The sequence below is a fragment of the Actinobacillus porcinus genome (assembly GCF_901764995.1).
GTDB lineage: Bacteria > Pseudomonadota > Gammaproteobacteria > Enterobacterales > Pasteurellaceae > Exercitatus > Exercitatus porcinus.
This window is the reverse complement of the sequence record NZ_CABFKI010000012.1, coordinates 48700-71902: the sequence shown is the minus strand read 5'-3', so window position 1 is coordinate 71902 and position 23203 is coordinate 48700. Positions and strand designations below refer to the sequence as shown.

Here is a 23203-nt window from a genome sequence, read left to right as displayed (position 1 = left end):
AGCTGTGGATAACGTTATGGTTTATGTTGCTAGTTTACTATAAATTTAATATACAAGGGACAGGCTTTATGCCTGTCCAAATTGTTTTCTCTACGGACAGGGATAAACCCTGTCCCTACAAAAGCATTTAAAGTGCGGTTAAAAATCCGCAAGTTTTTTAAATTGCGTTAGCGATTAATGTTCCCATTTCTGCGGTTGAAACCGGGGTTGAGTTGTCGGCTAAATCGCCTGTGCGATGACCTGCTGCCAATACGCGTTGGATTGCATTTTCAATGGCATCAGCCGCCTCATTTAAGTTAAAGCTGTAACGCAACATCATTGCCGCTGAAAGAATTTGTGCAATTGGGTTGGCAATGCCTTTGCCTGCGATATCTGGCGCTGAACCGCCAGCGGGTTCGTATAAACCAAAACCTTCTTCGTTCAAACTGGCTGATGGCAACATTCCCATTGAACCTGTGATCATCGCTGCTTCATCAGAAATAATATCGCCAAAAATATTTGAACAAAGCAACACATCAAAACTTTCAGGCGCTCTGATTAACTGCATAGTAGCGTTGTCGATATACATATTTTCAACGGTCACTTCAGGGTATTCTTTGGCAATTTCTGCCACGGTTTCACGCCATAAAATTGAGCTTTGTAACACGTTGGCTTTATCTACTGAAGTGACGTGTTTACGGCGTTTCATTGCTGCATCAAATGCTGCGCGTGCAATGCGTTCGATTTCGTATTTGTAATACACTTCCGTATCAAATGCACGAGTTTGCGAACCTTCGCCATCACGACCTTTTGGCTGACCGAAATAAATACCGCCTGTTAATTCACGTACTACCACCATATCAAAGCCTTTCGCCGCAATGTCAGCACGCAATGGACAGAATTTTTCTAAGCCTTTGTAAAGGGTTGCAGGGCGAAGGTTGCAGAATAATTTGAAATGTTTACGTAATGGCAACAATGCGCCGCGTTCAGGTTGACGATCCGGCGGAAGATTGGTCCATTTCGGGCCGCCCACTGAACCGAATAAAATGGCATCAGCTTCATCACAACCTTTTAAGGTTTCCGCCGGCAAGGGTTCGCCTTTCGCATCAATGGCAGCACCGCCTACAAGATACTCGGTAAAATTTAATTTAAAGCCAAATTTTGCTTGAACTTTGTCTAATACTTTAATGGCCTCTGCCATCACTTCCGGCCCGATACCATCGCCCGGTAACACCGCTACGTTGTATGTTGTCATTTGAGTTTCCTATTTTATTTTTAAAATTTGTTTAATTTTGACCGCAGTTTGTAGGGGAAATACCATTTGTTCTGATTGATTTCAGGGCGAAAGATATTTCGCCCCTACAATTAATGCGAATTAATGTTTCAAATCCTTAGTCAAATCCGCCACTTTTTGTGAACGATAGATAGCATTAATCGCATGCACTAACGCCAATGCGGAGCTTTCAACAATGTCTGTGGCAAGACCAACACCGTGGAATTTACGGCCTTGATATTCTACCACAATATCCACTTGCCCCAAGGCTTCTGCGCCTTCGCCTTTTGCCGTTAAATTGTAATGAGACATTTTTAGGTCCATGCCCACAATTTGCATAATCGCATTATACACCGCGTCCACAGGGCCGTTACCACCGTTTGAGGTTTGGTTAATACGTTTACCGTCTAATTCTACCTGAACAAAAGCGGAAGCCGGCAAGGTGCTAATGGTTTGTGAAGTGATCACATCTAATTTCAAACGATCTTCATCGCCGGCTTGCATATCAATAAAGGCAAGAGCTTCCAAATCGTAATCAAACACTTGCCCTTTTTTATCCGCAAGTTTTAAGAACGCTTCATATAATTTATCTAAATCATAATCTTGCTCGGTATAGCCCATATCCGCCATATGACCTTTCACTGCTGCCCGTCCTGAACGCGCGGTTAAATTCAATTTTTCTTTTTTCAAACCGATAGTTTCAGGCGACATAATTTCGTAGGTATTTTTGTTTTTCAACATACCGTCTTGGTGGATACCTGATGAATGAGAAAACGCATTATCCCCAACAATGGCTTTATTCGGTTGAATTGGCATATTACAAAGTTGGCTCACCATTTGGCTTACGCGATGGATTTCTTGGGTATTAATTCGGGTATCTACACCAAATAAATCTTGGCGCGTTTTAATTGCCATCACCACTTCTTCCAACGCCGTATTCCCCGCACGTTCGCCAATCCCGTTAATGGTACATTCCACTTGGCGCGCACCGTTTTGTACTGCTGTTAATGAATTGGCAGTCGCCATGCCCAAATCGTTATGACAATGAACAGAAATAACCGCTTTATCGATATTCGGCACACGGTTCATCACTTGGTTAATAATATTGCCATATTCCGTTGGCAAACAATAACCTACGGTATCAGGAATATTCACTGTAGTCGCCCCAGCATTAATCGCGGCTTCAACAATACGGCAAATATTATCAATACCTGTACGGCCCGCATCTTCGCAAGAAAATTCAACGTCATCGGTATAGCCACGCGCACGTTTTACTGCTGCTACAGCCATTTCCACCACGTCATCAAATGAACGTTTTAATTTTGCTTCAACGTGTAATGCAGAGCTAGCAATAAAGGTATGAATACGGAAACGCTCTGCGACTTTTAACGCTTCTGCTGCCGCGTCAATATCTTTAAACACCGCGCGTGAAAGCCCACAAACTACGGAATTTTTAATATGACGAGCAATGGTTTGCACGGATTCAAAATCCCCTTGTGATGACACAGGGAACCCCACTTCCATGACATCTACACCTAAACGTTCTAAGGCAAGTGCAATTTGCAATTTTTCTTTTACGGTTAAACTTGCTTTTAATGCTTGTTCGCCATCACGCAAGGTGGTGTCGAAAATAATGACGCGATCTTGTGCCATAATTCTTTCCTTTTATATACGAAAAAACCCGCTTAAAGTGCGGGTAAATTTGGGAGTATTTTTACGTTTTCTTTTTCACGTTTCTTTCGTCCACAACTTAGCCGCACATTAACTGTGATAATCGTAAGTTGAGTAGGAGAGAAACCGAGTAAAACATAAAAATCCTTAAATTTTGTTAAAACAAGATCGATTTTACGCATATTCCACATTCTGTCAATGTTTATTTTAGATAAATATTTGTTTTTATTTATATTTTATGCACCATTAAAGATATATTAATCTAACTTATTAATCTCATCTAGCACAATATACCAAACTTCATCGTTTTATAGGCTTTTACCACTAATTTATGCGTATTTTACCGATAATTGAAAAATAGCAAAAAATAAATAGTTCAACTGGTCGGAACTCTATAGTGAAATTCGCGAATAAATTTGCCCTAGATCTGGAGTTTCATTACAATCCTTGCGATTATTTTTTTACATAATCATTCAATATCATTAGGAACCTTATTTATGAAAAATTTCGCGAAGAAAACGCTTGTTCTTTCAACATTTACTTTTGCCGCAGGCGCAGCCAATGCTGCCGCATTCCAATTACAAGAAGTGACAACAAGCGGTTTAGGTCGCGCTTATGCGGGTGAAGCCGCTATTGCGGATAACGCTGGTGTGGTTGCAACAAACCCAGCCTTAATGACACAATTTAAACGTCCTGAAATTTCATTAGGTGGGATTTGGGTTAACCCAGGGGTTGATATTGAAGGAAAAATGTCTGTACCAGCTTACGGTATCAAAAATATTAACACGGGTTATTCTGATGCAATTGCGAGTAAATTATTACCAAATTTCTATTGGGTATATCCGATTGATCAAAAATTCACTATCGGCGGTGGCGTAAACGTCAACTATGGTTTAGCCACAGAATACGATGAAAATTATAAGGGTGGCATTATGGGGGGCACCACCGATTTAACCAGCATTAATCTTAACTTAAGTGGTGCATACCGTTTAAATGATCACTGGAGTTTTGGCTTGGGCGTAAACGCCGTTTACGCTAAAGCAGATTTAGAACGCCGCGTTGGTGCATTAGCAGATGCAATTAATAAAAAACTTGGTGTAAATCCCAAACTTAAACCATCAAGCTATGCAACTGATTTGCAAGGTAAGGATTGGGGATTAGGTTGGAACGCCGGCGTGACTTATGATCTTGATGAAAACAACCGCTGGGGTTTAGCTTATCATTCAAAAGTCAAAATCAAATTTGACGGCGATTTACAAAGCGATTTACCTGAACCCTTTGGTAAATCAGGCGATGGCAGCGTAGAAATGAATCTCCCGGATTTCTGGGAATTCTCCGGCTACCACAAATTAACATCACAATGGGCAGTGCATTATAGTTATAAATTCACTAAATGGAGCCGCCTACAACGCATTAGTGCGTTTACTGATGACAATAGCACAATACCTGTGTTTGATAAAGTAGAACACTTTGGTGATACATCTCGTGTGTCTATCGGTACAACTTATGACGTGAACGATAAATTAACATTACGAGCAGGTATTGCCCATGATGAAGGTGCAGCAGGTAAGAAATCATCTATTTCTATTCCTGATACCCATCGAATGTGGTACAGCGTCGGTGCAACCTATAAATTCACACCAGATTTATCTGTGGATGTAGGTTATACTCACGTTCGCGGTAAAAAACGCTCATTCACTGAAGTGGATGAAATTAAAGGTATCGAAATTCGTAATGAAGTTGTTAGCCGTGCACAAGTTAACCTTTATGGTTTAAATGTTAACTACCGTTTCTAATTAAAATCTTCTATAATCGGGCGTAACTTTTACGCCCTTTTTTATTATTATGAACACTATTTATTACGCTTATTATGCATCTCCTATTGGTAATTTGCTTATGCTTGAACAAGATGGCAATTTAACTAATCTTGATTTTGAAATAGAACAAACTACCCCAAACCCTAAATGGAAACTCGATGAAAATCGACCGCTCTTTGTGCAAGTTTCTCAAGCGTTAACTCGTTATTTTAATGGGGAAAAAGAAGACTTTTCTACAATTCCACTTGCACCGAAAGGTACCCCTTTCCAACAAAGTATTTGGCATGCATTACGCGGTATTCCATTTGGTGAAACCTCAACTTACGGTAATCTTGCCAACTTGATTAATCATCCTAAAGCCGTGCGCGCAGTGGGTGGTGCCGTTGGTAGTAACCCGATTAGTATCATTATTCCTTGCCATCGTATTTTAGGAAAAAATCGTCAATTAACTGGATTTGGCGGCGGCTTACCTGCAAAACGCTTTTTATTGAATTTAGAAAAAATTGCCTACGTGGACAAAGGCGTAGAATATGTAAAACAGAAATTATTGAAAAAATATAGCGAATAAAAAACCTGAAAATTTAACCGCACTTTTATGATAACCACGCCTAAAACTGAAATAGAACTTATCAACCGTGCAAAGGCGATTGCCGGACTCACACTGGGTGAGCTCGCGGCTGAACTTGGCATACCAGTGCCACCAAATCTCAAACGCGACAAAGGTTGGGTAGGACAATTATTGGAAACGGCACTTGGCGCTAAAGCAGGAAGTAAACCTGAGCAAGATTTTGCGCATCTTGGTATTGAACTCAAGACTATCCCAATTAATACCCATGGTTATCCATTAGAAACCACGTTTGTCTGTCTCGCTCCCTTAATTCAGAATTCAGGGGTGAATTGGGAAAATTCTCATGTCCGCCACAAACTTTCACGCGTTCTATGGATTCCAGTACAAGGTGAACGCAGTATTCCACTCGCCGACCGCTTTATTGGTTCACCTATTTTATGGCAACCTACCGAACAACAGGAATTGCAATTGCGCCGTGACTGGGAAGAACTTATGGACTATATTGTGTTAGGTAAATTACATCAAATTAATGCAACGCTTGGAGAAGTACTCCAACTCCGCCCTAAAGCCGCCAATAGTCGCGCACGAGCAAAAGGAATTAATACGAAAGGTAAAGTCATTGAAACCTTACCACTCGGTTTTTATCTCCGTAAAACATTCACTGAAGAAATTTTGCAAAATTTCTTCTCTAATTAATTGCTTTTTTTAACTAAATGGCTATGATCTCGCCAATTTTTTCACATTAAGGACACATTATGTTTGAATGGCTCTCTAACCCAGAAGCATGGATTGCGTTGTTTACTTTAACGGCGCTCGAAATCGTACTGGGTATCGATAACATTATTTTTATCAGTATCTTAGTGGGGCGATTACCCACTCAACAACGTCAATCCGCACGTATTATTGGGCTTGCATTAGCTATGCTCACACGTATTGCACTACTTGTTTCTTTAGCGTGGATTATGAAACTTACCCAACCACTCTTTACCCTGTTAGGGCAAGAAATTTCAGGTCGCGATCTGATTTTATTACTCGGTGGTTTATTCTTAATTGTGAAAAGTACTCATGAAATTCACAACGAAATGAATCCTGAAGATGAGGATGATGAAATTCTTGAGAAGAAAAAAGCCCCTAATTATTTTCTGACTCTAATTCAAATTGCTATTCTTGACATTGTGTTCTCACTCGATTCCGTGATTACGGCTGTCGGTATGGCAAATAATATTGAAGTGATGATCATTGCTATTATGATCGCCGTTGGTGTTATGATGTTAGCCGCTCGTGCAATTGGTGATTTTGTTGACAGTCACCCAACCTTAAAAGTATTGGCGCTTTCATTCTTAATTATGATCGGGGTAATGCTGATTGCAGAAAGCTTGGATTTCCATATTCCGAAAGGTTATGTGTACTTCGCCATGGCGTTCTCCGTTTGTGTAGAAATGATCAACATTAGAATGAGAGCACGTCTTGTTAAACGTGGTAAAGAAAGCAATGCGGAGTTGCTTGAACAACAGGACTAACGCCCCTGCCCATCAGTTCAAAGTGCGGTCGATTTTCACCGCACTTTTTGCTATACTCCGCCTGTTTAAATTAATATAAAGAAGGAAGAAAAATGGATCAAATGCCAACTTGCCCAAAATGCCACAGTGAATATGTTTACCACGATAGCGTCAATTTCGTTTGCCCTGACTGTGCTTACGAATGGTCAGGCGAAGACGTTGCGGAAGAAACCGAAGAAAAAGTGTGGAAAGACAGCAACGGTAACATTCTACAAGACGGCGATGACGTGATTTTAATTAAAGACTTAAAAGTGAAAGGCTCATCCATTGTATTGAAAAAAGGCACCAAAGCAAAAGGTATCCGCTTAGTGGATGGCGATCATGATGTGGATTGTAAAATTGATGGACAACCTTTTTCATTGAAATCTGAGTTTTTGAAAAAAGCTTAATTGCCCCTATATACCCAAAGTGCGGTCAAATTCGACCGCACTTTTTTGTTCTACACAATATCAACAGGCTTCACAATTTCACTTGGGTAACAACCCAACACTTTCAAGAAAGCGCTGTATTCTTTCAGTTCGTTCAATGCTTGTTGTATCGCTTCATTATGAATATTGGCTTCAATTTCCAAATAAAACATTTCTTCCCAAGGTTTGCCATAAATTGGGCGTGATTCCAATTTCGTCATGTTAATTTGATATTTTTTGAATACCAATAACGCATCCACTAATGCCCCGGCTTTTTGGCTTGTTGTCATTAACAACAAGGTTTTGCTGCTAATTTGTGGCGAAACCGTTAAAGGCTCACGGGCAATGACAATAAAACGCGTGATATTATTAGGTTGATTCGCAATGTCGGTTTTCAACACTTTCAAACCATATAAATGTCCGCCGTCTTCGTTACCCAATGCGGCAATATTCGGTTTATTTAGGCTTGAAACCAGTTCCATGGCATGAGAGCTGCTTTCACAATATTCAATATGCACGCGATCTAAACCACGAATAAACTGGCTACATTGCTGAATCACTTGCGGATGGCTATAAAGAGTATCAATTTGGCTTAAATCGTCTTGATCATTGACCAATACACAATGTTTAATAGGATAAGCTAACTCACCAACGAGCGACAAATCTGTATGTTGCAACAAGTCATAAACCTCATTGATCGAGCCTGAAGTGGTATTTTCCAATGGCAACACACCCAGATCCGCTTCCCCTGAACGTACTTTTTCAAATACTTGATCAAAGGAAGCGCAACTTAATTCAATAAACTGTTTTTGGTAACGATTGGCATAAGTTCGCGCCGCTAAGTTAGAATAGGATCCGCGTTTTCCAAGAAAAGCGATATGCACGCTGTTTTCTCGTTGTTCATTCAATTTATTTTGCAAATAAGCCTGCTGCGTCAGCACAGAATCTTCAATAATGCGTTGGAAAATTTGCGTCACATATTGGGCATCCAGTTGATAATTTTCGCTTTCGGCAAATTTCACCAACTCTTGCAACAACTGCTGTTCACGGGCTTCATCACGTAAGGCTTTTTGGGTAATTTCTTTGCTACGCACAACATCATAAGCCAAACGATGACGTTCTGATAACAATTTCAACAAACTACGATCAATCCGCGTAATTTGCTGACGAATTTCAGTTAAATCTAATGCCATAAGAATTCCTTGGAAAAAATAAGTGCGGTCATTTTAGCAGATATTTTTTTAATTGGGACACAAAAAACCGAACCTTTCGGTTTAGATTGTTGGCAAAGTTCAATTTTAGCAATAACCTAGCACGAGCCGTGCTAGGTTCATTAAACCCAGCCCCGCTGGGGCTGAAAGGAAGAGCCGCAGAGCGGCTCAGATTATGTAACACTATACGGCTCGTATAGGGTAGGCAACAGTATGAACCAAACCTTTCGGTTCGGCTATCAGGATTATTTATAAATAATTTCCCCTTTCGGCTCAAACTTCGCCGCATCAATTGGCGAGTTTTTCTCGAAGAAATCTTTTAATACATCCGCATCAATAAAACCTGAATCCACATAAGTTGGATGAGATTTAATGTTCGGATAACCGTCACCGCCTGACGCGCTGTAGTTTGGCACAGAAATACGGTATTTTTTCTCCGCACTTAATGGCTCGCCTTTAATTTTGATATCGCTAACAGTTTTATTTTTGAAGTCAATGACCATACTAATATCACCCGTAAACTGCGGATAACCACCGGAATCAACTTCTTTCAACGCCACGACATTCAAATAGTCTTGCAATTCTTTACCATTAAAATCCACATAACTGACGGCATTACCGAACGGCATAACAGTTAACACATTGCGATAAGTAATCTCACCGTTTTCAATAGACGCACGCACCACGCCAGAGTTCACAATCCCTACATCCGCATTTACGCGTGAACGTTGTGCTTCGGCAATTAAACGCCCTAAGTTCGTTTGTTGGAAACGCACCACATTACGATCGCCTTCTAGCTTGCCTTTCGTTTCGCCGACTTTTACGTTAAGCAATTTATCGCCTTCATCTTGATAATGTTTCAATTTAGCTAACAAAGCTTCATCTTGTGGAATTTCTTCGGTGTAATAACGATATTCCGTTTTACCGTCTGCGGTTTTAATTTTTTGTTTTAAGTTCACCGGAATTAATTGGTAATTCACCAATTTGGTTTCACCATTTTTAAACTCAAAATCCGCACGCCCTAAGAATTTACCCCATTCCCATGCTTGCATAATCCAAGTGCCGTTTTGGAAATCAGGGCGACAAGGTTGACCTGGTTTGTAATCCTTAATCCATACCCCTTTCTCGTCCACGCAAACCGCATCGTGACTATGGGCACCCACAATCACATCAAAGGCTTTTTTATCCAATTTACGCGCCATTGACACATCACCCGGTGCATTTGAACCAAAATTCCCATCGTAGTAATACCCCATATGCGTCAAGGCGATTTTCACATCCGGCTTTTCTGTTTTATTTAAGTCCGCCAAAACCTTACGCGCCGTTTCCGTTGGGTCATCCAAACGAACCTGATTCATATATTCAGGATTACCCAATTTTGCCGTATCTTCTGTCGTCAAGCCCACCACAGCCACTTTCAAGCCCTTTTTATCCAATAGCGTATAAGGTTTAACCAACAACTTACCTGTTTTGACGTTATATACATTGGCGGCCAAGAAAGGAAACTTCGCCCATTTTTCTTGCATATCAAGCAGTTGCAACGGATTATCAAATTCATGATTTCCCAAAGTGACCGCTTCATAGCCAATTTCATTCATCGCTTCAATATCAGGACGCGCATTTTGCATATCCGACTCAGGCACGCCTGTATTAAAATCCCCCGCATTTAACAAAATCACCGAGCCGCCTTTGGCTTCTACTTCTTTCTTAATCCCATCAATCAGGGTTTTCTGTGCCGCAAAACCATATTCCCCTTTATCATTCGCCCAAAAATGACCGTGAATATCATTATTATGCAAAATCGTAAAATGATAGGTTTTGTCTTTTTCATAGGCTTGCGCCGTTGCCGCCATTAACGCGAAAGAAAGTGCGGTGAGTTTGAGTTGAGTGTTCATTCTTGCTCCTTGAAACATTATAGAAATTATGAGATTTATGCTTAATTACTCTCAAATTAAAGTGCCATATACAAAATTTGTTTTGCTACATAGTTATCAATATTCTTATGTTCACCAATAGCCTGCGGGCGATGTTCCGCTAATTTTTGCAACACCAAAGGGAATTGACTGTCATCAATCCCTAAGTCGCTAAAACGTGTTTTCAAGCCCATTTGCTCAAAAAATTCCCGTGTTTTTTGAACGGCAAATTCGGCGGCTTGCGAGCTGTCGCCTTGATAATTAAAAACACGCTGTGCCATTTGAGTGAGTTTATCTCGTTTATTTTCAATTTGATGAGTAAACAATGCGGGAACAATGATAGCCAAGGTTTGTGCGTGATCTAAGCCATAAACGGCGGTTAGTTCATGCCCGATAGCGTGCGATGACCAGTCCCCAGGTACGCCTACGCTCAAAATATCGTTTAACCCCTGCGTTGCCGCCCACATGACGTTAGCTCGTGCATCATAATCCATTGGGTTATCTAATAATTTTGGCCCATCTTCAAGGAGAGTTAATAAGACCCCTTCCGCAAAACGATCTTGGATCTTACCATTGACCGGGTAAGTGGCATATTGCTCTAATGTATGCACAAAAGCATCCACAACGCCATTTGCGGTTTGACGAACAGGCAGTGAAAATGTGGTAGTGGGATCTAATATCGCAAATTGTGGGCGGATAAGATCCGAATAAAGGGAAACCTTATCTTGTGTTGCGCGGCGGCTCACTACCGCACGATGATTCATTTCTGAACCGGTTGCAGGCAAAGTCAACACGCAACCAATCGGAAGTGCGGTCGAAATTGGGGCTTTTTTGTAAGGAATATCCCAAGGTTCACCATCAAAAGGCACTGCGACTGCAATAAATTTACTGCCATCTAAAACTGAACCACCACCAACTGCAAGGATAAAATCTAATTTTTCCTTACGCACTAATTCAACTGCTTTCATGATCGTTTCATATTCCGGGTTCGCTTCGATGCCGCCAAATTCAATATAAAAATGGGCTTGAAGTGCTTGTTGGACTTGTTCAAACACGCCATTTTTCTTAATACTGCCACCACCATAAGTTAATAAAATACGGGCTGTTTTAGGAATAGCTGTTGCCAATGTTGCAATTTGCCCTTTGCCAAAATAGGCTTTTGTTGGAAGATAAAAACTGAAATTACTAATCATATATTATCCTTATATCTCTGATGATGGCGTCATATATCGGTAGAAAACAAAAAAGCCATACCTACATGGTATAGCTTTTTATTGTTTTATCAATTAGATAAGCACTTGGGTTGCTGCCACATAACCTTGTGGCACTTCTTCTTTGTCTTCAAACGTTACAAATTCCCAAGCTTCTTGGTTTTCTAATAATGCACGAAGCAATTTATTGTTTAAACCATGACCTGATTTGTATGCGCTGAAATCACCAATAATGTTGAAACCGCACATATATAAATCGCCGATTGAGTCTAGCATTTTGTGACGAACAAGTTCATCTTTGAAGCGTAAACCATCTTCATTTAAAACGCGGTAGTTATCTAATACAATCGCGTTATCTAAGCTACCGCCTAAAGCTAAACCTTGCGATTGAAGATATTCAATATCTTTCATAAAGGCAAAGGTGCGCGCACGGCTGATTTGTTGCACAAATTTTTGTGCGGAGAAATCTAACGTGTATTTGCTTAATGATTTTGGAATCGCCGGGTGGTTAAAATCAATCACAAAATTCAAACGGAAACCGTTATATGGCTTAATTTCTGCCCATTTGTCACCATCTTCTACACGGATCGTTTTTTTCACGCGAATAAATTTCTTTGCGGCATTTTGCTCTTCGATACCTGCATCTAACAATAAATAGACGAATGGACTTGCGCTTCCATCCATAATTGGGATTTCAGGGGCATCCACTTCAATAATCACGTTATCGATGCCTAAACCCGCTAAGGCTGCATTTAAATGCTCAACCGTTGAGATGCGCACGCCTTCATCATTGATAAGTGCAGTACAAAGCATTGTATCGCGTACCGCTTTTGCATCTGCAGGGAAATACACTGGCGGATTAAGATCGGTACGGCAATAGACCACACCGCTATTTGCCGGTGCAGGACGCAGATTTAAAGTCACTTTGTTGCCACTATGTAAGCCAACGCCAGTCACTTTAATACTTTGTTTTAATGTTCTTTGTTTAATCATAATTTTTCTCTTACATAATCATCAATGATTATGAATCATCCATTAGTGATTGTTTTTATCGCGTAAGAAACCCGGTATAAAGCGATTATTTGTATCTAATACTGCGGGGCCGCTCGGTTGCTGTACAATTTCCGGTTGTGTAGGTTGAACGTGCTGACCAGCCTGTAAATGAGTCTCTGTATGAAGCACATCTGGACGCACAATTCTCGGCGGTAACTGAGCTAATTCTTCATTTGCACCAATCCCTGTTGCCACCAAGGTTACGCGAATCTCACCTTGCATTTCAGGGTTCAAACTGGTTCCGACAACCACAGTGGCTTCTTCAGAAGCAAAAGATTTAATGGTATTACCGATAATTTCGTATTCATCTAAGCTTAAATCTAAGCCTGATAAAATATTAACGATAACGCCACGTGCACCACTTAAATCCACATCTTCTAATAATGGGCTTGCTACAGCTTCATTGGCTGCTTTTTCTGCTCGACCATCATCCGTTTCACCTTGCGCAATACCTGTCCCCATCATAGCACGTCCCATTTCTGACATAACGGTACGTACGTCAGCAAAGTCCACGTTGATCATCCCCGGGGTTGTAATCATATCTGAAATACCTGTTACTGCATTACGTAATACGTTATTAACCGCAGCAAAGGCATCAATTAATGATGCACCTTTTGGCAATACTTTCTTTAATTTATCATTTGGAATGACAATCAACGAATCCACATATTGTGACAACGCTTTAATCCCTTGCTCAGCAAAAGACATACGTTTTTTACCTTCAAATGAGAAAGGTTTAGTCACAACCGCAACGGTGAGAATACCTAATTCTTTTGCCACTTGCGCAACAATTGGGGCTGCACCTGTACCTGTACCACCGCCCATACCTGTTGCGATAAAGACCATATTGGCGCCTTCTAACATCAAGCGAATTGCATCACGATCTTCTTCTGCCGCTTTTTGTCCTACATTTGGATTCGCACCCGCACCTAAACCACGGGTTACTTCCGCACCAATCTGAACCGTTTGTTGCACTTTACTTTTACGCAATGCTTGAGCATCTGTATTCACTGCATAGAAAATGATTTCACCATGTTCATCATTTGTTAATGAATCAATGCTGGCTAATTCTGCACCATGGTTTTGCAATTGCTCAACCATATAGTTAACGGCATTACCACCGCCACCGCCAACGCCAACCACCTTGATCAGCGTGCGACCGACTTCATCATCATAATCATATTGTACAGGTTCAAACATTCGTATTCTCCGTGGAGTTAGATTTCCTAACGCTAAATTATTTCTAAATTCTTTCTATTGTAGATGAAAAATCAAAAATTATCAAAATTCTGACCGCACTTTATTGCCAATTTTTTTCAGTTTTTTCCAAATTGAACCTAAAACCCCTTCACCATTGGCAACTTGAACCAATAATGGCGTATTCTCTTCATCATTATGGTGAGTATATTGCAGTAATCCGAGGACTGTTGCATATTGTGGTTTATTCACATAGTCGGTTAACCCCGTAATATTCAACGGACTACCAACCCGAACATGAGAACCAAAAATTTCTGTTGCACATTTTGCAATGTCTTCCATTTGCGCACCGCCACCCGTCAGCACAACCCCCGCAATTAAATCATTCTTAATGCCTTTCGAGGCTAATTCCGTACGTAAGCCGGTTAACTCATTTTGAACCACACGTAACAAATCAGAATAACATTGGGATGTCACTTCCATAATTTGTTTTTTAGTGAATGTGCGCGGCGATGTACCACCTAATCCAGTGACTTCGACCTTTTTCTTCGCGAAATGTTCCGCTAATTCTTCACTTGGACTCACCGCACTTCCATAATTAATTTTAATGCTTTCCGCTTCATTACGTGATGTGGTTAAACTTTGTGCCACAAAATCGGTAATATCGTTCCCGCCATAAGGAATGACTTTGCTGTAACGCAAAGCACCATTGGTATAAACCATGATATCCATTGAGCCACCGCCAAAATCAATCATGCAAACACCCAATTCTTTTTCATCTTCGGTTAATACTGAATAGGTTGAAGCCAAGCCGGAGAACACCACCTGATCCACTTTTAAGCCACAGCTTTCCACCGCTTTTTGTAAATTATTTAGCCAAGACTGATGACAACCGATTAAATGCACCTGCGCTTTCAAGCGAACGCCTTGAAGCCCTAATGGGCTTTTGATATTTTGCTGCTTATCCACGGCATATTCTTGTGGAATCACGTGTTGTAAGTTTAAACCTTCCGGCAATTTCACGGATTTTGCCGTATTCATGGCATTATCAATATCATCTTGTGTGACTTCGCCACTGACAATCGGCACAAACCCACTTTCATTAATACTATGGATATGTTCCCCTGTAATAGCCAAAGTCACTGAAACAATTTGGCAATCCGCAATCGCTTCAGCGTTATCAATAGCACGTTGAATAGAGTTCACTACTGCTGCAAGGTCAGTAATATTCCCTTTATCAATTCCTTTAGACGGGCTACTTCCTACGCCCATAACATTGACCACCCCATCAGGTAAGACTTCACCTACCACAGCAACGACTTTTGATGTGCCAACTTCTAACCCAACAATCGTTTTTGATTCCACCATTTTTGCCATTTTGCTCACTTCACCGTTAATTTAATTATTGTTATTGATCAACAAAACCCACTGAAGCCCCGACCTTATAACGTAGATCTACATAAGAAATACGTTTATTTTCAGGAATTTCAATTTGAGGATAAATCGTCACAAAATGATCGATTTTGGTTTTCCATTCCCCACGCCCCAATTTCAATAGAATATCATTATCTAATGTAATTTCCCACGCACCACGTTCATCAATCGAGACTGATTTTAAAACTAACTTTCTAGATTCCAGTTCTTTGTAAATTTTATGCCATGCTTCGAGCACTTCTGCACTTTTGTAATCCGGCCCGAATAAACGCGGCATATTCGTTTCTTTCAGTTTATCGCTGGGTAATTTAAATACCACACCATCGCTTGATAAGAACTGATCACCATTCCAATAAGCAATAGGTTGATATTCTGACACCACAATACTCAAGCGATTAGGCCAGATTTTTCGTACTACCGCGCCTTTAATCCAAGGCATAGACTGAATTTGCTCGCGAATCACATTCACATCTTGACCGAAAAAGCCTTTTAGCTCACCCATTTTGACAATCATCTCTCGCACATCCCCATTAGTCGTATAGGAAGGCGACCCTAATAAGGCAAAAGAGCTAATCGGCTTATCATCGAGCTTTTCCAACCAAGTTTGCCAATTCGCATAAGTAAAATACATCAGCCCCACGCATAATAGCACGAGTATTGGCTTAACCTGTATTAAGCTTTTAATATTAAAATCAAGTACTTTTGATTTTTTCTGTGTACTTTTGCGTTTAATTACCGCCATTAAGCACTTAACTCCAGAATTTTCGCCACTAATTGCTCAAAACTAATGCCGACAGTCGCCGCGGATTTCGGGAATAAACTATGACTGGTCATACCCGGTGTGGTATTTACTTCAACCAAACGGAAATTACCTTGACTATCTGTCATCACATCAATACGGCTCCAACCACGACAGCCCACCACTTCATAAGCGGTTTTAACTAATTTTTTCAGTTCTTCCCAACGGGCTTCAGACATTGGCATCGGGCAAACATATTGCGTATTGTCAGAAATATATTTCGCATTGTAATCATAAAACTCGCCGTCCGGAATAATTTGTACCGCCGGTAAGACTTCTCCACCAAGTACCGGTACAGTCAACTCATCGCCGGCCAACCACTCTTCGATTAACACCGTATCATCATGGGTTAAAGCCACATCTACTGCCGCTTTTAATTCTTCCACTTTGTTCACTTTGGTTAATCCCACACTTGAGCCTTCACGCGATGGTTTCACCATCAACGGTAACCCAAGACGCGCAACAACCGCTTGAGGATCTAAATCAAGTGCGGTGGTTTTTGTTACAATTTCCATATCCGCAATCGGCAAACCAAAACCTTTCCACAACATTTTGGTGCGCATTTTATCCATGGTTAAGGCTGAGGTCATAACGCCACAACCGGTATAAGGCAAGCCAATTTGCTCCAACACACCTTGCACCACGCCATCTTCACCGCCACGACCATGTAAAATATTAAAAGCGCGGTCAAAACCCTGTTCTTTTAACGTAGCAACAGGGGTTTCTTTCGGATCCACCGGATGCGCATCATAGCCTTGGCTACGTAACGCCGCCAATACCGCTGCACCTGAATTTAATGACACTTCACGTTCTGCTGATGTACCGCCTAATAACACGGCAATTTTTTGTTGTTTTAATGGTTTCATATTCTATATTCGTTATTATTTATAAGATTATTCTTTAGTCCACAATTCTACAAGATTACGGGATAAACGACTCACATTCCCCGCCCCTTGCGCTAATATTAAATCGCCGTCTTGCAACACCTGATCCATAATTTCGGGTAACTGCGCATGATCTGCCACAAAAATCGGATCCACTTTACCCAAATTACGAATTGAACGGGCTAAGGAACGGCTGTCTGCGCCGGCAATAGGAGCTTCACCTGCCGCATAAACATCCAATAAAATCAAGACATCCACTTGTGAAAGCACTTGCACGAAATCATCGAATAAATCACGTGTGCGTGAATAACGATGTGGTTGGAAGACCATCACAATACGTTTATTTTCCCAACCTGAACGTGCCGCCTGAATGGTGACGCCCACTTCTGTCGGGTGATGACCATAATCATCCACCAACATCACTTTACCGTTTGGACGAATAAACTCACCTAATTGGTCAAAACGGCGACCCGCCCCTTGGAAGTCCGCAAGTGCGGTCAAAATCGGATCATTTTCAATGCCTTCTTCCTTCGCTACAGCCAAAGCTGCTGTCGCATTAAGGGCGTTGTGTTTGCCGGGCACATTCAACAATACATTGATACGTTCCCCTGTCGGCGTAATCACATCATAATGCCCTTGGAAGCCGGTTTGTTCATAGTTTTCAATACGATAATCCGCTTTTTCACTAAAGCCATAAGTAATCACTTGACGCCCTACTTGTGGCACTAATTCCATTAACACAGGATCATCGGCACACATCACCGCCAGCCCATAAAACGGCAAATTATGTAAGAAATTCACATAAGTGCGTTTCATCTCATCAAAATCACCGTGATAGGTATCCATATGATCGGGTTCAATATTAGTGACCACTGATACCATTGGCTGCAAATGTAAGAATGAGGCATCGCTTTCATCCGCTTCCGCAATAAAATAGCGGCTTGCCCCCAAATACGCATTGGTGCCTGCAGATTTTACCAAACCGCCATTCACAAAGGTCGGATCCAAATTCGCTTGTGTATAAATCATTGAAATCATGGCTGTGGTTGTGGTTTTACCATGTGTCCCGGCAATCGCAATACCGTGGCGGAAACGCATTAATTCCGCCAACATTTGCGCCCGTTGAATCACCGGAATACGTTTAGCATGGGCTTCAACCACTTCAACATTGTCTGATTTAATGGCACTCGAAACCACCACCACGCTTGCATTTTGCACATGCTCAGCAGAATGACCAATAAAAATATCTGCGCCCAAAGAACTCAAACGTGCAGTTACGGCATTCTCAGCAATATCCGAACCGGTCACTTTATAGCCTTCATTCACTAACACTTCCGCAATGCCGCCCATCCCCGCACCGCCAATGCCCACAAAATGAATTTGTTGGATACGGCGCATACTTGGCACAACCTGTCTAATTTTTTCTCGTTTTTGTTTCATTGTTCTATTCTCTTAAACTGAGCGCAAATTGCGCGCCCCAAACATCAATTATTTCACGTTTTCAATAATCACTTCCGCCACGCGTTGAGCAGAGAATGGTGTGGACATGGCTTTCGCTTTGATTGCCATTTCCAGCAATTTTTCACGATTCAAACCAGCCACTAAGTTTACCAAAATTTCAGGGGTAAGTTCAGCTTGCTCTACAATTTTTGCCGCACCGGCATTGGCAAGATAGGTGGCATTTAAATATTGCTGGCGATCCTTATGTTGGAACGGCACAAAAATCGCAGGAGTGCCAACCGCCGCTAATTCGCATACCGTCAACGCACCGGAACGACAAATCACCAAATCAGCCCACCCATAGGCTTCCGCCATATCATCAATAAATTCTGTGATTTTAACCGCACTTTCAACATCCACACCTAACTCACGGTAAAGTGCGGTGACATTTTCCACACTTCCTGCGCCCACTTGATGACGCACTTCTAATTTATCCGCCAGTTGCGCCACCATTTTCGGTACATTCTGATTTAACACGCGTGCCCCTTGGCTACCGCCAACAACAAGAATGCGGAGTTTACCGCTGCGTGTAGCAAAACGTGTTTCAGGGGTAGGCATTTGAAATAAATCCGCGCGAACAGGATTTCCCACCACTTCGGCCGTTGGAAATGCTGTTGGAAAAGCCTGTAAGGTGCGTTTCGCAATTTTAGACAGCCAAACATTGGTTAAACCCGCGACTGCATTTTGCTCATGTAAAATCACAGGCACACCGCATAATTTCGCGGCAATACCACCCGGTCCTGACACATAGCCCCCCATCCCAAGCACCGCATCAGGTTGATAATCCTGAATAATTTTACGAGCCTGCATCACCGCACGGAAAATCGAGAAAGGTGCTTTCAATAACGCACCTATTCCCTTGCCGCGCAACCCTGAAATTTGAATAAAGTTAATTTTAATGCCATGTTTAGGGACAAGTTGGGCTTCCATACGATCGGCTGTGCCTAACCATTGAATTTCCCAACCTTGCTGTTGAAGATATTGAGAGACGGCAATTGCCGGAAATACATGCCCCCCGGTTCCCCCTGCCATCACTAATAATTTTTTACTCATATTTTACTTATTCTCATTTTAACGATTAATCATCGCGCAAACGCGCATGTCCACAGCGGCTTAGGCGATTTTCATGATCGATACGCAATAATACGGCAATACTAATGGTCATCACCACCAAACTCGAACCACCGTAACTCACCAATGGAAAGGTTAAACCTTTGGTTGGTAATAAACCTAATGCCATGCCCAAGTTAACAAAGCCTTGGAAAATAATCCAAAAGCTAATACCAAAGGCAAAGAAACCTTTAAAGCGTTGTTCTAACTGCAAACTTTCACGCCCAATTTTCATGGCGCGTAAAACCAATGCACCGAGCAAGAACACCATCACCAGCACGCCAATAAAACCAAATTCTTCCCCGATCACCGCCATCACAAAGTCCGTGTGGGCTTCCGGTAAATATTCCAATTTTTGAATGGAATTGCCTAACCCTTCCCCCGTAAATTCACCGCGGCCAAACGCCATTAAAGAGTTGGATAATTGGAAACCTGTGCCATAAGGGTCTTTGAAAGGATCCATAAATCCTGTAATCCGTTTCATTCGGTATGCAGAAGACAATACCAACACCACGAATAAAAATGCCCCCACCCCTAATAAGCCTACGAATTGCATAATATGCGCGCCCGCGACAAAGAGTAAGCCAAAGGTAATCACAAATAATACGACCGTACTTCCCAAATCCGGTTGTAAGATTAGGAAAATACCGAAGAACCCCATAACCATTAAGGGCTTAAACGCGCTCAGTTTTTTCGACCGCACTTCATCATAGCGACGCGTAAAATAACTGGATAAAAAACAAATTAAGGCAAATTTTGCAAATTCTGCCGGCTGGAAATTAAATAACCCCATGGGGATCCAACGGCGTGCACCGTTAATCGTTTTCCCTACGCCCGGAATGAGCACCAATAAAAGGAAAAATAAGGCGATACCAAATACCCAAGCATAGCGTTTTTCCCAGCGCGCCATAGGAATTTTCAAGAAGAAATACAAGGTAACAAAGGATAACACCAAATAAACCGCATCCCTTGTGGCAAAATAAAAGGGGTCATCATATAGGCGTGTTCCCACCGGAATAGACGCCGATGTCACCATAATAAAACCAATAAAGAGCAAAATGACATACAACCAAAACAACCAGCGATCATACAAAAGATTGCTTGGTGTTACCGTTGTCCAACGCGCCCAACCCGCTTTAAATTCTTCCAATAATCGCATGACTTACCCTAATTTCGCCAAACGTGTAAATTCTTCACCGCGCTTTTCAAAAGACGCGAATTGATCTAGGCTGGCACAAGCAGGCGAAAGCAACACCATATCCCCGGATTTTAATGTTGGGCGTAACGCCTTAATCGCCTGTTCCATAGTGTCAAATAATTGGCTTTGCGATGATAATTTTGCCAATGCCGCACCATCTTGCCCAAAGCAATAGCAGAAATAATTCGGTTGGTTGATGAGTTTCGCTAACTCACTAAAATCCGCCCCTTTGCCGTCTCCGCCCAATAAAAGATGAAGGTTACCTTCTAGTTGCAAACCGGTTAATGCTGCAACGGTACTGCCGACATTGGTGGCTTTGCTGTCGTTAATCCAACGTACCCCCTGGGCGAAATGTGCCACTTGGAAGCGATGATCTAAACCACCAAAAGCACGAAGTGCGGTTTGAATTGCCGCTGTTTTTACCCCAACCGCCTGAACAAGGGCAATGGACGCCAACGCATTCATATAATTATGACGACCTGTAATCAACATCTCGTCCACCGGCAAAATCATTTCCTCTTTTGCCATTAAATATTGTTTGCCATTTTCTGATTTAAGCCAATAATCCGCGTTCGTTTCACCAAAGCTGACTTGAATTGGCGCGCTTTGTTGATGATCTTCTTGTGTTAATGCATCTTCAGCATTAATCACCGCGGTTTTCGCATTCACATAAATTCTCAATTTTGCTTGACGATAATCTTCCAAATCCACATAACGATTCATATGATCTTCAGTGACATTCAATACCGTTGCTGCCGCCGCTTTTAAGTTGTAAGTAGTTTCTAACTGAAAGCTCGATAATTCAAGCACATACACATCACATTCTTCATCCAATAAGGATAAGGCCGGGATGCCGATATTGCCCCCCATTCCCACGCGCAACCCATCCGCTTTTGCCATTTCCGCAGTCAAGGTCGTCACCGTGCTTTTACCGTTTGATCCCGTAATGGCAATCACAGGTTTATGTTGTTCATTGGCTTCACGCACAAACAGCTCAATATCCCCAATCACTTCAACGCCTTGCGCAAGTGCGGTCTGAATTTCAGGAGTTTTAACCGCAAGCCCCGGGCTGATGACAATGGTGTCCGCGGCATTGAGCCAATCTTGATTTAAACCGCCGGTATGAAGCGGAATATGTTTATCTAATTGCTCAGCACCGGCCGGATTGGCACGTGTATCAATCACTTTGACATTGGCATGTTTTTTCACCAGAAAATCGACTACCGATAAGCCTGTTTTCCCTAAACCAATCACAACCATATTTTTGTTTTTATAGTCTGCCATTTTTTCAACCTGTAGATATGCAAAAGGGTGGGACTTCTCCCACCTGAAAATTAACGTAGTTTTAAGGTGACTAAACCAAACAACACCAGCATTAAGGAAACAATCCAAAAGCGGATAATCACGCGTGGCTCAGGCCAACCTTTTAATTCGTAGTGATGATGAATAGGTGCCATTCGGAAAATCCGCTTTTTACGTAGTTTGTAAGAACCTACTTGTAAAATCACCGAAATGGTTTCCATCACAAACACACCGCCCATAATCACCAATAAAAATTCTTGGCGAACCAATACGGCTAAAACCCCAAGTGCCCCACCTAACGCCAGTGAACCCACATCGCCCATAAAGACTTGCGCAGGGTAAGTGTTAAACCAAAGGAAACCTAAGCCTGCCCCGACAATGGCGGTACAGAAAATCACTAACTCAGAGGTAAAGCTGATATAAGGAATGTAAAGGTATTTTGAGATTTCCACATTGCCTGTTGCCCAAGCAATAATCGCGAAAGCACCTGCCACAAATACCGTTGGCATAATCGCCAATCCGTCTAAACCATCCGTTAAGTTCACCGCATTACTGGTGCCCACAATAACGAAGTAAGCCAACACAATATAGAACAAGCCTAATTGCGGCATAATATCTTTAAAGAACGGCACCACTAAACGTGTGGCATCCGTATCTTTGCCCACTAAATACATGCCTACCACAGCAATCAGCGCAATCACCGACAACCAAAAATATTTCCAACGCGCAATTAAGCCATCTGTATTTTTGTATTTGATTTTGCGGTAATCATCCACAAAACCAACTGCACCATAGCCCAACAACACAAACAAACTGAACCAAATATAAGGATTCGTTAAATCCCCCCAAAGCAGGGTACTGATCGTAATGGTTGCCAAAATCATAATACCGCCCATGGTTGGCGTACCACGTTTTTGGAAATGGCTTTCAGGGCCGTCATTACGCACTTCTTGACCAAATTTAAAAATCTGCAAACGCTTGATCATTTTCGGCCCAATCCACAATGACAACAGCAACGCTGTCATCAAAGACAACACGGCGCGCACCGTCAAATAGGAAATGACGTGAAAGCTACTAAAATATTGTTCTAAAACAGAAGCCAACCAAACTAACATAC

The 23203-nt window shown here is 41.8% G+C and carries 20 protein-coding genes; 5 read left to right on the top strand and 15 right to left on the bottom strand.

From position 1 onward, the window contains the following. Positions 1–157 precede the first annotated feature (157 nt). The gene (gene leuB / locus E7T07_RS09060; protein WP_135710830.1) at positions 158–1234 is read right to left on the bottom strand and encodes a 3-isopropylmalate dehydrogenase; all 1077 of its coding nucleotides are present in this window, start codon (positions 1232–1234) and stop codon (positions 158–160) included. 120 nt (positions 1235–1354) lie between these two features. Continuing rightward, positions 1355–2905 carry a 2-isopropylmalate synthase gene (gene leuA / locus E7T07_RS09055; RefSeq protein WP_135710829.1) on the bottom strand — a complete coding sequence of 517 codons (1551 nt, stop codon included), beginning with the start codon at positions 2903–2905 and terminating at the stop codon, positions 1355–1357. 515 nt (positions 2906–3420) lie between these two features. Between leuA and E7T07_RS09050 the strand changes: the two genes are divergently transcribed. The 5 genes from E7T07_RS09050 to E7T07_RS09030 all read left to right on the top strand — a co-directional run bounded on the left by E7T07_RS09050 (position 3421) and on the right by E7T07_RS09030 (position 7256). After that, positions 3421–4719, top strand: a complete 1299-nt coding sequence (locus tag E7T07_RS09050) for a porin (RefSeq protein WP_135710828.1) — start codon at positions 3421–3423, stop codon at positions 4717–4719. A 49-nt stretch (positions 4720–4768) separates the two neighbouring features. Next, positions 4769–5308 (top strand): methylated-DNA--[protein]-cysteine S-methyltransferase, encoded by a 540-nt coding sequence (locus E7T07_RS09045; protein WP_135710827.1) that lies wholly within the window; start codon positions 4769–4771, stop codon positions 5306–5308. Positions 5309–5335: 27 nt separating this feature from the next. Continuing rightward, positions 5336–6004, top strand: a complete 669-nt coding sequence (gene mutH / locus E7T07_RS09040) for a DNA mismatch repair endonuclease MutH (RefSeq protein WP_135710826.1) — start codon at positions 5336–5338, stop codon at positions 6002–6004. Between the two features lie 59 nt (positions 6005–6063). Next, positions 6064–6828 (top strand): TerC family protein, encoded by a 765-nt coding sequence (locus E7T07_RS09035; RefSeq protein WP_135710825.1) that lies wholly within the window; start codon positions 6064–6066, stop codon positions 6826–6828. A 92-nt stretch (positions 6829–6920) separates the two neighbouring features. Continuing rightward, positions 6921–7256, top strand: a complete 336-nt coding sequence (locus tag E7T07_RS09030; protein ID WP_135710824.1) for a zinc ribbon domain-containing protein YjdM — start codon at positions 6921–6923, stop codon at positions 7254–7256. A 50-nt stretch (positions 7257–7306) separates the two neighbouring features. Here the strand turns inward: E7T07_RS09030 and pheA are convergent, their stop codons facing one another. The 13 genes from pheA to mraY all read right to left on the bottom strand — a co-directional run bounded on the left by pheA (position 7307) and on the right by mraY (position 23201). After that, positions 7307–8467: a prephenate dehydratase gene (gene pheA, locus E7T07_RS09025; RefSeq protein ID WP_135710823.1), complete on the bottom strand. Its 1161-nt coding sequence runs from the start codon at positions 8465–8467 to the stop codon at positions 7307–7309. Positions 8468–8730: 263 nt separating this feature from the next. Next, a complete protein-coding gene (ushA, locus tag E7T07_RS09020) occupies positions 8731–10380 on the bottom strand; it encodes a bifunctional UDP-sugar hydrolase/5'-nucleotidase UshA (protein WP_135710822.1) in 1650 nt (549 codons plus the stop codon). Positions 10381–10436: 56 nt separating this feature from the next. Next, entirely contained in the window at positions 10437–11588 is a 1152-nt protein-coding gene (locus tag E7T07_RS09015) for an iron-containing alcohol dehydrogenase (RefSeq protein ID WP_135710832.1), read from the bottom strand. Positions 11589–11684: 96 nt separating this feature from the next. Beyond that, positions 11685–12602, bottom strand: coding sequence for a UDP-3-O-acyl-N-acetylglucosamine deacetylase (gene lpxC, locus E7T07_RS09010; RefSeq protein WP_135710821.1), 918 nt, complete (start codon positions 12600–12602; stop codon positions 11685–11687). A 42-nt stretch (positions 12603–12644) separates the two neighbouring features. Then, entirely contained in the window at positions 12645–13862 is a 1218-nt protein-coding gene (gene ftsZ, locus E7T07_RS09005; protein ID WP_135710820.1) for a cell division protein FtsZ, read from the bottom strand. Positions 13863–13943: 81 nt separating this feature from the next. After that, on the bottom strand, positions 13944–15236 hold the full coding sequence (ftsA, locus tag E7T07_RS09000) for a cell division protein FtsA (RefSeq protein ID WP_135710819.1): 1293 nt from the start codon (positions 15234–15236) through the stop codon (positions 13944–13946). A gap of 31 nt (positions 15237–15267) precedes the next feature. Further along, the gene (locus E7T07_RS08995) at positions 15268–16035 is read right to left on the bottom strand and encodes a cell division protein FtsQ/DivIB (protein ID WP_135710818.1); all 768 of its coding nucleotides are present in this window, start codon (positions 16033–16035) and stop codon (positions 15268–15270) included. Continuing rightward, positions 16035–16958, bottom strand: a complete 924-nt coding sequence (locus E7T07_RS08990) for a D-alanine--D-alanine ligase (protein ID WP_135710817.1) — start codon at positions 16956–16958, stop codon at positions 16035–16037. Before E7T07_RS08990 ends, E7T07_RS08995 begins: the two co-directional genes overlap by 1 nt. 27 nt (positions 16959–16985) lie before the next feature. Then, positions 16986–18416: a UDP-N-acetylmuramate--L-alanine ligase gene (gene murC / locus E7T07_RS08985; RefSeq protein ID WP_135710816.1), complete on the bottom strand. Its 1431-nt coding sequence runs from the start codon at positions 18414–18416 to the stop codon at positions 16986–16988. 48 nt (positions 18417–18464) lie between these two features. Next, entirely contained in the window at positions 18465–19529 is a 1065-nt protein-coding gene (gene murG, locus E7T07_RS08980; protein WP_135710815.1) for an undecaprenyldiphospho-muramoylpentapeptide beta-N-acetylglucosaminyltransferase, read from the bottom strand. A gap of 25 nt (positions 19530–19554) precedes the next feature. Further along, complete coding sequence (gene ftsW / locus E7T07_RS08975) at positions 19555–20745, bottom strand: putative lipid II flippase FtsW (protein ID WP_135710814.1); 1191 nt, start codon at positions 20743–20745, stop codon at positions 19555–19557. Between the two features lie 3 nt (positions 20746–20748). Then, a complete protein-coding gene (murD, locus tag E7T07_RS08970; RefSeq protein WP_135710813.1) occupies positions 20749–22068 on the bottom strand; it encodes a UDP-N-acetylmuramoyl-L-alanine--D-glutamate ligase in 1320 nt (439 codons plus the stop codon). A gap of 50 nt (positions 22069–22118) precedes the next feature. After that, positions 22119–23201, bottom strand: a complete 1083-nt coding sequence (gene mraY, locus E7T07_RS08965; protein ID WP_135710812.1) for a phospho-N-acetylmuramoyl-pentapeptide-transferase — start codon at positions 23199–23201, stop codon at positions 22119–22121. Between the last annotated feature and the right edge of the window lie 2 nt (positions 23202–23203).